Source organism: Pseudorhizobium halotolerans, from assembly GCF_902153235.2.
Classification (GTDB): Bacteria; Pseudomonadota; Alphaproteobacteria; order Rhizobiales; family Rhizobiaceae; genus Neorhizobium; species Neorhizobium flavum.
Window position 1 is genome coordinate 629106 of record NZ_CABFWE030000011.1, and the last position, 14531, is coordinate 643636.

General features: G+C 61.0%; 11 protein-coding genes and 1 pseudogene. 5 read left to right on the plus strand and 7 right to left on the minus strand.

All coding sequences use genetic code 11. The annotated features are described in order from the left end of the window. The first annotated feature begins 38 nt into the window (after positions 1-38). The gene (locus FN060_RS18310) at positions 39-950 is read left to right on the plus strand and encodes a cupin domain-containing protein (protein ID WP_142589392.1); all 912 of its coding nucleotides are present in this window, start codon (positions 39-41) and stop codon (positions 948-950) included. 78 nt (positions 951-1028) lie between these two features. Here FN060_RS18310 and FN060_RS18315 read toward each other — a convergent pair whose 3' ends face one another. From FN060_RS18315 to FN060_RS18345, 7 genes are all read right to left on the minus strand, one after another. Beyond that, entirely contained in the window at positions 1029-2003 is a 975-nt protein-coding gene (locus FN060_RS18315) for a Bug family tripartite tricarboxylate transporter substrate binding protein (RefSeq protein ID WP_142589394.1), read from the minus strand. A 122-nt stretch (positions 2004-2125) separates the two neighbouring features. Next, complete coding sequence (locus tag FN060_RS18320; protein ID WP_142589396.1) at positions 2126-2749, minus strand: nuclear transport factor 2 family protein; 624 nt, start codon at positions 2747-2749, stop codon at positions 2126-2128. A 46-nt stretch (positions 2750-2795) separates the two neighbouring features. Beyond that, positions 2796-4301 (minus strand): tripartite tricarboxylate transporter permease, encoded by a 1506-nt coding sequence (locus FN060_RS18325; protein ID WP_142589398.1) that lies wholly within the window; start codon positions 4299-4301, stop codon positions 2796-2798. Between the two features lie 24 nt (positions 4302-4325). After that, positions 4326-4775 carry a tripartite tricarboxylate transporter TctB family protein gene (locus FN060_RS18330; RefSeq protein WP_142589399.1) on the minus strand — a complete coding sequence of 150 codons (450 nt, stop codon included), beginning with the start codon at positions 4773-4775 and terminating at the stop codon, positions 4326-4328. A 117-nt stretch (positions 4776-4892) separates the two neighbouring features. Further along, entirely contained in the window at positions 4893-6317 is a 1425-nt protein-coding gene (locus FN060_RS18335; RefSeq protein WP_142589401.1) for an aldehyde dehydrogenase family protein, read from the minus strand. Positions 6318-6462: 145 nt separating this feature from the next. After that, on the minus strand, positions 6463-7224 hold the full coding sequence (locus FN060_RS18340; protein WP_210310711.1) for an SDR family NAD(P)-dependent oxidoreductase: 762 nt from the start codon (positions 7222-7224) through the stop codon (positions 6463-6465). A 180-nt stretch (positions 7225-7404) separates the two neighbouring features. Continuing rightward, positions 7405-8352 carry a DUF6282 family protein gene (locus FN060_RS18345; RefSeq protein WP_142589403.1) on the minus strand — a complete coding sequence of 316 codons (948 nt, stop codon included), beginning with the start codon at positions 8350-8352 and terminating at the stop codon, positions 7405-7407. A 118-nt stretch (positions 8353-8470) separates the two neighbouring features. On the opposite strand from FN060_RS18345, the gene FN060_RS18350 reads away from it, so the two are divergent. The 4 genes and pseudogenes from FN060_RS18350 (at position 8471) to bcsA (ending at position 14277) form a co-directional block, all read left to right on the plus strand. Next, complete coding sequence (locus tag FN060_RS18350) at positions 8471-9307, plus strand: DNA-binding transcriptional regulator (protein WP_142589405.1); 837 nt, start codon at positions 8471-8473, stop codon at positions 9305-9307. A 315-nt stretch (positions 9308-9622) separates the two neighbouring features. Next, positions 9623-10265: pseudogene (locus tag FN060_RS23180) on the plus strand (IS3 family transposase); the annotation flags it as partial. 818 nt (positions 10266-11083) lie between these two features. Further along, a complete protein-coding gene (gene bcsN, locus FN060_RS18365; protein WP_142589411.1) occupies positions 11084-12025 on the plus strand; it encodes a cellulose biosynthesis protein BcsN in 942 nt (313 codons plus the stop codon). Positions 12026-12096: 71 nt separating this feature from the next. Then, entirely contained in the window at positions 12097-14277 is a 2181-nt protein-coding gene (bcsA, locus tag FN060_RS18370) for a UDP-forming cellulose synthase catalytic subunit (protein ID WP_142589414.1), read from the plus strand. Positions 14278-14531 lie beyond the last annotated feature (254 nt).

The following is a 14531-nucleotide window of genomic DNA, read 5'->3' on the forward strand; positions in this document are numbered from 1 at the left end:
CTGACGATGCCCCAGAGGAAAACCCAGCGGAGGACCAGATGTACGTTTCAAGCGACCCTAGATCCAGCCTTGCCAATGCCGCCCAACCGGCCGAAGCACGGCTTCACAGCCGCTATTTCGGCTCACAGCTCGGCCTGTTTTACGAAACGCCGCCCCAGATCTCCGACGAGAACGGAGAGACCTGGATCAGCCGCGGCCAGAACTTCGTCGTCGCCTATAGCACCGCTCGGCAGCACGCCGTCTTTGTGCGCAAGGAGCAGGCTGATGAATACGCGGTGATCATTCCAGACAAGGAGACGACGATCGAAGTGACCACAGACGTTGGAACGACGACCGTGCCTGGCTATTCCGTCGTCTTCATTCCTCCGGGCGATAGCCAAATCCGCCTGGTGACGGCGGGAACCATCGTCCGCCTCTTTACGCCCAGATCCCGCGACATGGCCGACGCATCAGCCAACCGCGAAGCGTTTGCGGAGCCGCATCCCAACGTGCCGCCGTTCGAGCCCTGGCCGGATCCGCCGGACGGGCTCAAAGTCCGGTGGTACACGTTGGATGTCCCGGAAGATCCCGCGCGCTTCGGACGGATCTATCGCTGCACGACGTTCATGATCAATTATCTGACGCCGCGCGTCGGCCCGCGGGAGCGCGACAAGGTTTCGCCGCATCACCATGACGACTTCGAGCAGTGCTCTCTGGCGCTGAGCGGCGCCTTCACCCATCATCTGCGCTGGCCATGGACGACGAACATGAACATGTGGCGCGACGACGAGCACCTTTATTGTCGTTCACCCTCGATCTGCGTAATCCCGCCCCCGGCCATCCACACGACGACCGCCGAATCCGCCGGCGTCAATCAACTAGTGGACATCTTCGCGCCGCCTCGCATGGACTTCTCCCTTAAACCGGGCTGGGTGCTGAACGAGGCCGACTATCCAATGCCGCCGAAGTAATAGAGAGCGGGGCCCGCGACGATCTCACGGGCCCCCTCAAGGTGCATGGCGCTCCCAAGGACTTCTCAGTCAGCTTGATCAAGTGGGCTGCACGAGACCTGCATCGACCAGAGGACGTATGGCATCGATCTCGCGCTGGATTGCCGCGCGCATCTCGTCCGGAGAGTTGGCCACCGGCGTCAATCCGAGCGACGCCAACTTTTCCGTTGCTGCCGGCGTCGCGACCCATTCACGTATCGCGCCATTTATTGCGGCCACGATCTCTGCCGGCATGTCTTTCGGTCCTACGGCGCCAAACCAGAGCGTCTGCTCATAATCCTTGAAACCTTGTTCCTGGACAGTTGGCACGTCAGGCAGTTCCGGTGCACGCGTGGCCGAGGTCACGGCCAGTGCACGGATCTTCTGCTCGCGAAGGTGCGGCAGATAGTTGGAAGGCGCGTCCAGGGCAAAGTGAATATGACCGCCGAGTAGATCTGCCAACAGCGGCGGAGAGCCCTTGTAGGGAACGTGGTTGATCTCCACACCGGCCATCTGACCGATTATGGCTGCCGCGATATGTCCCTTTGTGCCGGCACCGGGGTTACCGATATTGACCTGTCCGGGATTGGCCTTGGCATAGGCGACCAGATCCTCCAGAGACTGGGCCGGAGCGGATGCACTGGCGCTCAGCAAGGCCGGGCTCTGTGCAATGATCGAAATCGGGGTGAAGTCCACCTGTGGGTCATAGGCGAGGTTCTTCTGGACCACCTTGTTGGCCGCTATCGGCGCACTGCCACTTACCATGATGGTGTAACCATCCGGCGCCGCGCGGGCGAGGCGGCCTCCCGCCAGGCCGCCCGCGGCACCGGCGTAATTCTCGACCACGAACTGCTGGCCGAACTTCGCCGTCAGAACGTCGGCGACAAGGCGCGTGATGATGTCGCTGGTCCCACCGGGCGGATAGGCCGACAAAACTACCGCCGGTTTGCTTGGCCACTGATCCGCGAAGGCAATGCGGTGCGAGGGTACCATCACGGCGGCCGCGCCGAACACCATGAATTCACGTCTGTTCATCTCTGCTCCTCCCAACACCCGGTTATCGGGCTTCCTCAGCCAGACTAGCGAGACAGGATCAGCTTACGAAAGTTTGGCTTGTGATGTTTCGCGGGATGAAATGGGCAGGACCTGGTTCCGCGTCAGCGTCCATCAGTGAGCCACCGCTCCTCCTCGGCATGAAAACCGTCCAGCATTTCCGGCCGGTCGTCACCCAGCAGATCCGGATCAACGAACACGCCGCGCTGTCGCTGGATGTAGGCGAGAAACTTGTAAGACGGCCGCAGTGTATCCAGGAGGACCCCATCCACGGAAAGCTGCGCGGCGGGATCGACCGGCTTCAGGACATCCCGCTCGAACAGGACGTGGAAGGTAAGAAGCTTCCAGTTTCCATCCTCCCGGACCGCCCGCGAGAAGAACCGGCAAAACACATGGAAGTCCACTTCCACGCCCTCAAGTCTGGCACGATTGAAGATCATGGCAGAGCTTTCCACCGTCGCCCGATCCCCGCTCACGCGCGCAAAGGCGGGAAACACCCAATGCTTGCTGTTACCGGTCTTGACCATCCATTCACGCGTTGCCTCGACATAGGCATTGCCACCTCGTCCCTCGTACCAGCTTGTACGGACGTATGCGTCGCGGTGAAAACATGCGCGCATCACGTCGAAACGACGCTGATCGCGGGCGAAGCGCTCCCGGCGGACGAGATCGAAAAGCTCCTCGCGATCGAGAAAGGACTGAAGTCTCAAAATTTGGTTCGGTTCCATGACGCCTCACGCGTGTTGCCTGTTGATGGTGGCGCGGGAGGCCGTTCTAGTCGGCCTCCTGCAATCCTTCCTCCCGCACACGACGGAACCGCGGCGAGACGATCGACAGCAGGAGCAGCATTGCCACCAGCAGGGTTCCCAAGCTCAGCGGCGAGGTGAAGAAGATGCTGGCGTCCCCGTGCGAGATCAGGAGCGCCCGCCGCAGATATTCCTCGGCCATCGGGCCAAGGATCATGGCGAGGATGAGAGGTGCGGCCTCGGCGCCAACTTTTCGGAAGAAATAGCCGAGCACCCCGAACAGCGCCATCATGTAGACGTCGAAGACGCTGTTGTTGATGCTGTAGACCCCGATCGCGACAAACACGCAGATCACCGGAAAGAGGAAGTGATAGGGGACAGAAATCAGCTTCGCCCAAAGGCCGACCAGCGGAAGGTTCAGAAACAGCAGCATCAGATTGCCGAGCCACATCGAGACGACGAGCCCCCAGAACAGCGTCGGTTGCTGCGACAGGATCTCGGGTCCCGGTTGGACGCCCTGGATCACCAGAGCGCCGATCATCAGGGCCATGGTCGCCGTTCCGGGAAGGCCGAGCGTCAGCATCGGAATGAAGCAGGTCTGAGCGGCCGCATTGTTGGCCGCCTCGGGCCCCGCTACGCCTTCGATGGCGCCACGGCCGAACTCCTCGGGATGCCGCGAAACCTTCTTTTCCAGCGCGTAGGCCGAGAAGGAGGCAAGCAGCACCCCGGCCCCTGGCAACACGCCGAGCAGGACACCGAGCCCGGTTCCGCGCAGGATCGGCGCCACCATCCGCCTGCGATCTTCTCGGGTCGGAAAGAGACTGCTGATGGGTGCAGCGCTGGCCTCGCGATTGCGCTCGTTCTCCAGATTGGCAAGAATGTCGCCTAGGCCGAACACCCCTGTCGCAACGACCACGAAGTCCAGGCCATCGAGCAGATCCGGCAAACCGAAGGTAAAGCGTGCCGCACCCGAATTGACATCGGTGCCGATCATCCCGAGCATCATCCCGAACAGCGCCATGCCGAAGGCCGTCAGCAAGGAACCGCTGGCCAGAACCATGGATGTGATCAGCCCCAGCACGATCAGCGAAAAGTATTCGGCAGGCCCGAAGGTCAGCGCCAGACTGGCTAGAAGCGGCGCGGAAACTGCGATGAAAAGGGTGCCGACCGTTCCTGCGAAAAAACTGCCAATCGCTGCCGCTGCCAGAGCTCGGCCCGCCTTGCCTTGTCTTGCCATCTGGTGGCCGTCCAGGGTGGTCACCACCGAGGACGCTTCGCCCGGAAGATTCATCAGGATCGCCGTCGTCGAACCGCCATACTGGGAGCCGTAGAAGATTCCAGCCAACATGATCAAAGCCGTGTCGACCGGCAATCCGAAGGTGAACGGCAAGAGCATGGAGATCGTCGCGATCGGCCCGAGCCCCGGCAGGACTCCAACCGCAGTCCCGAGCAGGACGCCAGCGAAACAGTAAAGCAGGTTTGAGAAGGTGGTGGCCGTCGAAAAGCCAAGCAGCAGTCCGTCGAAAATATCCATGTGCGGGATCCCCGTCGCGCGCTGCTACTGCAGCCAGTAGCCGACCAGCGGCATCGGCAGGCCAATCAGTTGCACGAAGAGTAGACAGCACAGGCCGGCAAAGACCAGAGCTCCGGCCAGCGGCTTCCAGCTCCAGCGAAACTTGCTGCTGCTTACCGCGCTGATGACGAGCATCAGCAGGACGGCGGCGAAAAGGCCGAGCGGCTCGACAGCCAGGCCGAATGCGAGGACGGCGCCCGGAACCAGCAAGAGCGGCTTCCAGCGGACGTGAGCAATGCTGTCGCTGTCCCCCGCCATCGAGCGGATGATGATGCAGATCCCCGTCACCACCAGCAGGCCGGACACGATCACCGGAAAATAGCCCGGTCCCATGCGGCCGGACGTGCCGAAGGGATACTGCAGCGCCATTGAAAAGGCGGCGAAGCCGGTCAGGGTGAAGAAGGACCCAAGCAGAGCGTCCTGGACGATTTTCATGCAAACCTCCCGGTGAAAGCGAACCAGGAGCCGGCGCCTCAGCGGCAGGATCGACTGCGGTCCGAAAATGTGCACCGTCTCAACCTCCTCCTGTCGAGACGGCTTTTGCTGACGAGGCTATGACGGATAACCAAGGATCGCCTTGACCTCGAGATATTCCTCAAATCCGAACAGACCGAACTCCCGCCCATTGCCGGATTGTTTATAACCTCCGAATGGCAGGCTTCGGTCAAAGAGCGCGCCATTGAGATAGACGCGGCCGGCGCGAATGCGGTTCGCGACCCTTCGCGCGCGGTCCGGATCAGCCGACTGCACAAATCCGGCAAGCCCAAACGGAGTGTTGTTGGCGATCGCGACGGCTTCGTCTTCGGTCTCGTAGTTCATGATCGACAGGACGGGGCCGAAAATCTCTTCCCGCGCGATGCGCATATCCTGCGTCACATCGCCGAAGACGGTCGGTCGGACATAGTAGCCGCGATTGACCTCCGCCGGCCGTCCAGGACCGCCGGCAACCAGAACGGCCCCATCTTCAATGCCGGCTTGGATCAACTCCTGAACCTTGTCGAACTGGCTCTGGCTCACCAGGGGTCCCATCATCGTCTGTTCGTCGAGGGGATCGCCGATCCGGATTTCCGCAACCGCCCTTCGGGCAGCTTCGAAGGCCACGCTCCGCTGTGATCGGGGGACGAGCATCCGGGTCGGCGACTGGCAATTCTGGCCAGCATTCGTATAACAGGCATGAACTCCGGCCCGGACGGACGCCTCAATATCGGCATCGTCTAGGATGAGGTTCGCCGATTTCCCGCCGAGTTCCTGCGCAACCCGCTTCACGCTGTCGGCCGCGAGCTTCGCGACCCGGATGCCTGCTGCTGTCGAGCCGGTAAAGGAGATCATGTCAATGTCGGGATGGCTGGCGATCGCCTCGCCCACCGTCGCCCCGTCTCCGTTCACCAGGTTGAAGACCCCTGGTGGCAGGCCCGCCTCGTCGATGATCTCGGCAAGCAGCATCGAACTGAGTGGCGCCAGTTCACTTGGTTTCAGGACAATGGTGCAGCCAGCTGCCAGAGCAGGCGCAACCTTTGACGCCACCTGATTGAGCGGCCAGTTCCAGGGGGTGATGAAGCCGCACACACCGATCGGTTCCCGGCGGATGATGCCGCTACCCATCCGCTGTTCAAATGCATAGCTCGCGAGCACCCGAACTGCTTCCTCGAAATGAAAGAGCGCAACCGTGGCCTGACGTTCCGTCGAGAAGGTGATCGGCGACCCCATTTCCAGCGTCATCAGCCTCGCGAGTTCCGGCAGGTTGGCGCGAAAGCCCCTGATGATCCGGTCGAGGTATTCGAGCCGTTGCTCGACGCTCACCTCGCTATAGGCGGCAAAGGCGCGCCTCGCGGCCTGCACCGCCCGGTCGACATCCTGGCGTGAGCCGAGACTGATGCTGGCGAAGGTTTCCTCCGTTGCGGGATTGACGATGCCGATCGTAGCGGGGGCGGCAGGCTCGACCCAGCGTCCGTCGATGTAGAACTTTCGTTTTTCCATGCTTCCCGTCATTTGCTACCGTTGCGGATTGGAGAAGGGTATAATGTTCGCCAGCGGTCGTAACGCGTAGTCCGTGGCGTTTCGTGTGATGACAAGATGCAATCCCTTGCCCTCCGCGCCCGCGCGCTACGGTTTGCGAAGGCGATCAAATGTGACGGCCCTCGTCCACGGGGACAATGATCCCGGTCGAGCTTGTCAGATTGACGACGCAGGCGACGACCGCCCGCGCCACGTCGTCCGGCGTTGTCACATGTCCGAGAGGCAGTCTTTGCGCCACCTGCTCGAGTTGCTGGCGCGTGCGCTGTGGCACGAAATCCGTGTCGACCCCCGCCGGCGAGACCGAAAAGACGCGGATCTTGGGCGCAAGCACCTTTGCAAGGGCGACGGTCAGCGAATCGAGCCCCCCTTTGGCCGCCAGATAGGCAAGACTGCTGCCGATGCCGGTGCGGGCCGCAATGGAGGAAATGTTGACGATCGCCGCATTGTCACCGCTCTCCAGCAAAGGGCGGAATGCCCGCACCATCGCAAACGGACCGCGCAGGTTCAACATCACGGTACGATCAAAGATCTCGTCGGTGAGACCGTCCAGGTCCGAGGCGGGGACCGGTGTCGTTGCGCCGCCGCAGTTGACGAGAGCATCGACCTTACCGAACCTCTCTGTCACCATCGCAGCCGCGGAAACGATCGAGGCTGCGTCATCGATCGCGATCCGCATGGCAAGATGACCGCTTCCCGCCAAGCCACTGACAACCTCATGCGCCGCATCCGGCCTCTGATTATAACCGACAACGACGGTCGAGCCGATCGACGCCAGACGCGCCGCGGTGGCCCGGCCGATGCCGCTGCTTCCTCCGGTGACGACACTCACCCCCGGGACGGGGAGATCGGGAATATCGATGGTCGGCATTGTCTCTCCATGGAATGGAGCGTATTGCTCCGGATGACCAGCTGCAATGCTCACTGATGGCTCTGGGCCACTAGGGAGCGGCACCATGGCCGCTGCTTACCGCGTCGTACTCACTGGGGGCCGGAGGGGGCGAGCGTAAGGTCGCCTGATCTCTAGGGGCCCTCTGCGGCTTGTGCGCTGTCACTCGATCAGCCCCACCAGTCGGGCAGGATTATCCGCTACCATGGTCCGCACCTCCTCATCCGTAAAGCCCAGGGCGAGGCAGAGCTTGATGGCCTGCCGCATACCCTCGACCGGTGTGGGATTGTCGACCTGGCCGAGATCCGAGCCGATCGAGGATCGCGACACGCCGGCAGCGAGGATGTGCTCCTTCAGCTCCTGCGGCGAAAAGACGTTGAACCGGCTGTCGACATAGAGGGCGGCGGACTGCTCGATCAGCGCACCCATCGCGGCCAGATCGCGGATGTCGTCATAGGTGAAGTGCAGGCCATACATCGGATGGTTGACCAGAAGCCGCTTGACACCCCTTGCCCTCGCCTCCTCGAACAGCCTCCAGATCTCCCAGACATGCAGGTGCCCGGACGACAGGATTGCATCGAACTCGGCGACGAGGTCGAGGATCTGCTTCACCTCGTCAAGCACGTTGCCATAGCCGTCGACGACCGTCAGGCCCGGCGAGTTGCGTAACTGCACGTTGGATGCCAGGCGCACCTTGCGATGAGCGCTCCTGATATGGTTTGCGGCCTGCGCGGTCGGCATCCAGATGAGCTTCGCCCCCATCTTCAACTGCGCATCAACGACGTATGGATTGAGACCGCCAGTCGAATTGTTCAGCACCAGGCCGCTGAACATGGAAAGACTGCGGTCGCCGAGGACCCGCTCCATTAGCGGAACGAAGGGTGCGACTGAATAGTGGTGATCCTTGAACAGAACTCCCCTCATCCCGGCTGCCACGGCTTCTTCTGCGGCCTGCAGGTGGTCGAGCTGCCGCGGCATCGTCGAGGGACCGGAATGGACGTGCAGGTCCAGTGCCCCCCGCAAAAGTGCCGCCGCGCGGCCATCATCCACATCGGCGATCAGTGCCCGGACTTCCTCCCGATTGCGTTTCGTGTCCTCTGCAGTCGCCATTGCTATCCTCCTTGAACGCGTGCAGCAGCCTTAAGCCTTGACTTGATGAAGCCACAACCTATCGTCCAGGGCGTTCCGCCCGCCGAAACGGACGGGAGGGCGTCGCAAGGAGGAAGCGATGGGAATTCGATCCGTCGAGCGGGCGATGAACGTGCTGCACGAACTCAATCTGCAGCCCATCAACACGATCGCTCAGTTGCACGCACGCACCAGGCTTCCCAAGCCCACCTTGGTTCGCATCCTCAAGACCTTGGAAGAGGCCGGCTACGTGGAGAACGACACTCGACAGGGAGGCTACCAGGTCACCGCCCTTGTCACCTCCTTGAGTTCGGGCTTCCACAAGGGCCCGATGGTGGTGGAGGCCGGCCGCGCCTGGGCGATCGCTCTCACGCGCAAGCACAAATGGCCCGTGGCGATCGCGCTCCCCGACTATGACGGGATGATCGTGCGTTTCAGCACAGTTCCCGACAGCCCGATTTCACCCTTTCACAGCACCGTCAACCGCCGGCTAGGAATGCTGACGCGAGCCTTGGGGCTGGCCTATATCGCCTTTCTCGACCGCGAGGCCTTCGATCTGACGATGGGCATTCTCAGGAAGTCGCAGGATCCGGAGGATGCGCTAAGCCACCATCCAACCGAGGCGGACCGGCTGATGACGCAGATACGGGAGGCCGGCTATGCGACCCGCTCCTCTCTGGTCGAGCCGCGCAACTCCAACACGATTGCCGTACCTATCATCGCCAAGGGCGGCAACGTGCTCGCCACGATTGGTCTCACCTACTTCAAGTCTGCATTTTCCTCGGACCAGCAGGCCATCGATCGCTTTTCACCCCTCCTGAAATCAGCAGCATCCGCAATCTCGGAAGACCTGGAACGCCTATCGAGCAAGCTTGCAATCGAGGAGAGTGGCCTGCGACCAAACCACGTCCAGGATTTGCGGACCAGTGATTGCTGAGCCAGGGCCAACATCGCGCGCGGCAGGACTTTGCGTCTCGACCGGTTGCCTAACAGCGCGAGACGCGCCCTCGGCAATCTACATAGGCGCAGTATCTAGTGTACGGCCCGCGTTCGCGGCTCGCCTTCAGGACGAGGAGCCACCTTGTTGGCTGTTGCAGAAGGCGAGATTTCGGCTGATGCGGACCCACATTGATCTGTTCTCTATCATACAGATGATGACCTTTCGTCAGGGCGGCGGGTCGAGCGCAAGGAATGCGCTCGCCTGACCTCTTTTCAGGCGCTTATAGTGTCAAGCATGCAATAACCCAGTGTGCGACCGGACGATGCGTCGATCCGTGGCGCGATGAAGAAAGTGGCATCTGAGCGGCTGCACTTCGGTTACCGGCGGATCCACGTGATGCTTGACCGGCAGGGGATCGTCCTGAATCTAAAGAAGCTTCGACGTCTCTATCGGAGCAGAAGCTGACGGTGCGAAAGCGTGGCGGTCGCAAGCCAGCCTAGTGACAGGACGCCGCGCTCTCAGTCACGCCCGAAAGAGCGCTGGCGCCCGCACTTCGTCAGCGATGCCTTCACTGACGACCGCCGCTTACGGGTTTTGGCGGTCGTCGACGGATTTTACCCGCGAATGCCTGTCCCTTGGTCGCCGATACACCCCTCTCGGGAGCCCGGCGCGTCCGCGAACTGGATAGTCTCATCACCAGACGGGAGAAGCCGAGGACGATTGTCTCGGACAACGGCACGGAGATGACCAGCATGGCCATCCTCAAATGGTGCCAGGAGACCAAGGTCGAAGGGCACTACATCGCCCCCGCAAGCCGATGCAGAACGGCTTCTTGGAAAGCTTCAACGGCAGCTTCCGCGACGAGTGCCTCAACGAAACGCTGTTCTCGTCGCTCACCCAAGCCCGCGCCGCCATCACCGCATCGACAGAAGACTACAACAGAAACAGACCGCACTGATCGCTCGGCAATATCACTCCCAGCGTGCTCGCAATCAAAATGGCTAAGGAAAAAACAGGCCGCATGAGGCCAGCTAGTATATATCAGCGAATATTTGGCTTACACGAAAGCAGCACCTCTGAGCAGGCGCAGGTGCCCGTCGCGGATTACTGCCCTGTAAATGCCCCCGCTCTTGGTAGCAGTGACTGCGCCTTGTCACGGTATTTTTCCGGCTCGAGGCACAGTCCGTGGGGGGCTTCAGCCAACTCGCAGACCGGCGTACGGTCAAGCGGACGGCTCTGTAACCTCACGATGTGTTTCGGACACAAGACGTCTTGCGGTTGTTGATGAGGAGTTCCTCGTCGTCATGGTGGAGACCGATGTGACCGAAGGTTACAGGGGGCGCCGAGCGCATCTGGACGGCATGCGAGACGAAGGACCTCCGGATTTGCAATAGTAGGTCAGTCAGAGCGACCTCGGCAATCGGACTGGCTGCCCGTGATAGCCACCGGACGCGCAGTGCCTGATCGACGCGGTGGATCACGCGCTATACCACGCCAAGGCGTGAGCGCGTAACCGCGCCATGGCTGCCTAGGCGCACCGTACCCTTTATCCTTTTTTGGCATCCGTGGCGCTGGCGTCAGTGGCTTCCCTTAGAGGAGGCCCGGTGTTGGCTGCGTATGGGACGGATCGCTGACTTGACAGCCTCGTCTTAACCCTCCGTTAAGCAGATCGGCGCCTAAAGTCATCGTCAAGCGGGCTTGTGTATTGATTTGCCGCGTCATTCCCCAAGGTTGACGAACAAGGATCATGTCGTGCCGGCTGCGAGAAACTGGATGTTGCACGTTTGTACAGGATTGGCGATCTCCACGACCGCAGGCTGCAACTCTACCGGCACAGTGACACGTCCCGTCGCACCATCGCTCATTTCAGAGGAAAAGGCTCTTGCACTGCCCCCTCCTGGCGGACCAGGTATCGTCGGGGTGGTCGAGCGGCCCCGCGCGAACGGCGTGGAGCAGGTCATATCATTGGCGACCACCGCGCGAGTATCTGGCCAGAACTATCTGAGGGTGGAGTTCTTCGGCCCTGCTGTTTCGCGTGGACAGTCTGCACCGTTCAGGTCCATCCATGAGCGGATCATCCTCAGGGAGGCCGCGGAAGCCATCCCGGGTGTAAACCTCGTGCGCCGCAGCACGTACCTGCAGAACAGCTACGGCCCGTTCGCCTATGCTGCTGGGCGGAGCACGCTGGGCGATACCTGCCTCTATGCCTGGCAGCAGATCCGTGCAGGGACAGCGTCCGACGGGATCGGACGCAATTTCGGAATGATCCAGGTTCGTTGGCGACTTTGCGACAGTTACGCCAGCGAGGAGCAGCTCCTCAGCGCCGTTTACAACTACACGATCACCGGCACCTTCGAAGGCAAGGCGTGGAACCCGTTCGGGGAGCCCAGACCGGCGGACCCAAGAATCGGTGAAACGGGTCAACCCATCTATCCAGTCGCCAATGCGGCCCCCGAGAACCTTTCAATCGGCTATGCGGGAGGTGTGGATCTTCGGCCAATAACGATTTCGGTCAGGCGAACAGCACCAGTTCCGGTGAAGCCTGCACTGGCGAAGCCAACCGCCGACAGACCGGTGGAGGGGCCCCGCGTGCCGCTTCCCACGAGCCTGCCGACAGGAGCGGATAAAGCTGCGGCCGCACCGCAAGCGTCAAACGCGAGCGCGCTCGTGGTCAAGGTGCCCTCGCCCAGGAGTATCTCAGCGCCTCCGCAATGATAGCGGGGTGCCAACAGAAGGCGTATTGCCAGCCGAGGGATCGGTTGGTCCTTTGATGCCGAAGGATGTCGATGAACAAGGCCCGTAGCATATTCTTGTGGGCAATCGTAGCGATATTCGGGATCGTGTTGATCACGCTTCCCGTCAGCCCCCAGGCGCAAATGATCGCAGGGCTCGGGGTCGTTGCCCTCATGGGCATCATCAAGCTGCTCAATGCGCACGGGGTGTGGAGGCTGATCTCGCTTGCCCTCGGCACGGCAATCGTCTTGCGCTACGTGTATTGGCGCACGACGGAGACCCTGCCGCCGATCGAGCAGATCGAAGACTTTATTCCTGGCATGCTTCTCTACCTCGCCGAGATGTACAACGTACTGATGCTGGGACTGAGCATCTTTATCGTCGCGATGCCTCTGCCGCCTCGCCCCTCCCGCAATGATCCGAGCGAAGACTTGCCGGACGTCGACGTCTTCATTCCCACTTACAACGAAGATGCAAAGCTGCTCGCAAACACATTGGCGGCTGCCAAGGCCATGGACTATCCGCCGGATAAGCTTCGCGTCTGGCTGCTCGATGACGGTGGGACGGTCCAAAAGCGAGCTTCATCGAACGTGGCGGCCGCCGAAGACGCCATGATGCGACACCACGAATTGCAGGAGCTTTGCGCAGCTCTCGGCGTGACTTATCTCACGCGCGAACGAAACGAACACGCCAAGGCCGGTAATCTCAATAATGGGCTTGCTCACTCCAAGGCAGAGCTTGTCGCGGTATTCGATGCCGATCACGCTCCGGCCCGCGACTTCCTGCGCGAGACGGTTGGCTATTTCCGCGAGGATCCAAAGCTCTTCCTGGTTCAGACGCCGCATTTCTTCATCAACCCGGATCCAGTCGAGCGAAATCTCCAGACGTTCCAGGTCATGCCGAGCGAGAACGAGATGTTCTACGGGATCATCCAGCGGGGGCTCGACAAGTGGAATGCAGCGTTCTTCTGCGGTTCCGCGGCGGTCCTGAGCCGGGAGGCCCTTGAGCAGACGAGTGGTTTCTCAGGTCTGAGCATCACAGAAGATTGCGAAACAGCGCTCGCCCTTCATAGCGCGGGCTGGAACAGTATTTATGTCGACAAGCCATTGATCGCAGGCCTCCAGCCTGCGACGTTCGCCAGCTTTATCGGCCAGCGCAGCCGCTGGGCGCAGGGCATGATGCAGATCCTGCGGTTTCGGTTTCCGCTCTTCAAACGCGGCCTGACCCTTCCACAGCGTCTCTGCTACATGTCTTCTACGCTCTTCTGGCTGTTTCCCTTTACCCGCGCAACCTTCCTGTTTGCGCCGCTCTTCTATCTGTTCTTCGACCTGCAGATCTTCATCGCCTCCGGTGGCGACTTCCTCGCCTACACGCTCTCCTACCTGATCGTGAACCTGATGATGCAGAACTATCTGTATGGGTATTTTCGTTGGCCATGGATTTCCGAGCTCTACGAATATGTTCAGACCGTCCATCTGCTGCCGGCGGTCGTTTCCGTCATACTCAACCCTCGCAAGCCGACCTTCAAGGTCACCGCCAAAGACGAATCGATCACGGTTGCTCGCTTGTCGGAGATCAGCCGCCCCTTCTTTGTGATCTTTGCCGTTCTCCTGATCGCGACGGGATTTGCCGCCTATCGCATATACACAGAGCCTTACAAGGCGGACATAACTCTTGTCGTTGCCGGCTGGAACGTCTTGAACCTGATCTTGGCAGGTTGTGCTTTGGGCGTCGTCGCAGAGCGACGCGAACGCGCATCCTCTCGTCGGGTCAAGGTCCAGCGGCGCTGCGAAGTCTTCATCGAGGACCAGTGGTACACTGGCTCCATCGAGGACGTTTCCGTCGGTGGCGCCAAGGTCAATGTTAACGCCAAGCACATCAGGGCCCTGACGAAGGGCAAGAAGTCGCTGCTGCGGTTTCAGCCACACGGCAGGATGGGCGTGGAAACGCTTCCCATCATCATCCGAGGGATCGACCCGGTTGGAGACATGACGGTGATCGGTTGCCAGTACGATCCCGCCAGCCCCGCCGATCATCGTTGGATCGCAGACCTAATATTTGCAAACTCTGACCAGTGGTCGCAATTTCAGCAGTCTCGCCGTACAAATCCAGGGATCATCAAGGGTACCGTGGTGTTCCTGGGGGTTGCGCTCTACCAAACGACCCGTGGCCTGCTCTATCTCGTGCGCGGTAAAGGGGCCCTTGCAGCCGCCGACAAGGGAAGAGCACAATGATCCACTGCGTTCTTTCTCTATTCCTTGCCGCCCTCCTCATGGGCCAGTTCGAGTTGAAAAGAGCTGAGGCGCAACCCGCGCCATTCGACATGTCCCCCGAAAGGCCTCCCCAACTCGAGCCCGTTCCTCAATTGCCGCGCCCACGTATCGTGCCCCCAGTCAGTCCGGTTCCTGCCCCAGCTCCAGACGAGGCTGATGCGGGGCCTGTGGAGCCGACGACGGAAAGGACCGCGGAGCCCCAGCCTGCTACGCCT

Coding starts and splice junctions, on each gene's coding strand:
- FN060_RS18320 (WP_142589396.1), bottom strand. CDS start 2,749: ATGGAACCGAACCAAATTTTGAGACTTCAGTCCTTTCTCGATCGCGAG.
- FN060_RS18340 (WP_210310711.1), bottom strand. CDS start 7,224: ATGCCGACCATCGATATTCCCGATCTCCCCGTCCCGGGGGTGAGTGTC.
- bcsA (WP_142589414.1), top strand. CDS start 12,097: ATGAACAAGGCCCGTAGCATATTCTTGTGGGCAATCGTAGCGATATTC.
- FN060_RS18345 (WP_142589403.1), bottom strand. CDS start 8,352: ATGGCGACTGCAGAGGACACGAAACGCAATCGGGAGGAAGTCCGGGCA.
- bcsN (WP_142589411.1), top strand. CDS start 11,084: ATGTTGCACGTTTGTACAGGATTGGCGATCTCCACGACCGCAGGCTGC.
- FN060_RS18330 (WP_142589399.1), bottom strand. CDS start 4,775: ATGAAAATCGTCCAGGACGCTCTGCTTGGGTCCTTCTTCACCCTGACC.
- FN060_RS18315 (WP_142589394.1), bottom strand. CDS start 2,003: ATGAACAGACGTGAATTCATGGTGTTCGGCGCGGCCGCCGTGATGGTA.
- FN060_RS18335 (WP_142589401.1), bottom strand. CDS start 6,317: ATGGAAAAACGAAAGTTCTACATCGACGGACGCTGGGTCGAGCCTGCC.
- FN060_RS18310 (WP_142589392.1), top strand. CDS start 39: ATGTACGTTTCAAGCGACCCTAGATCCAGCCTTGCCAATGCCGCCCAA.
- FN060_RS18350 (WP_142589405.1), top strand. CDS start 8,471: ATGGGAATTCGATCCGTCGAGCGGGCGATGAACGTGCTGCACGAACTC.
- FN060_RS18325 (WP_142589398.1), bottom strand. CDS start 4,301: ATGGATATTTTCGACGGACTGCTGCTTGGCTTTTCGACGGCCACCACC.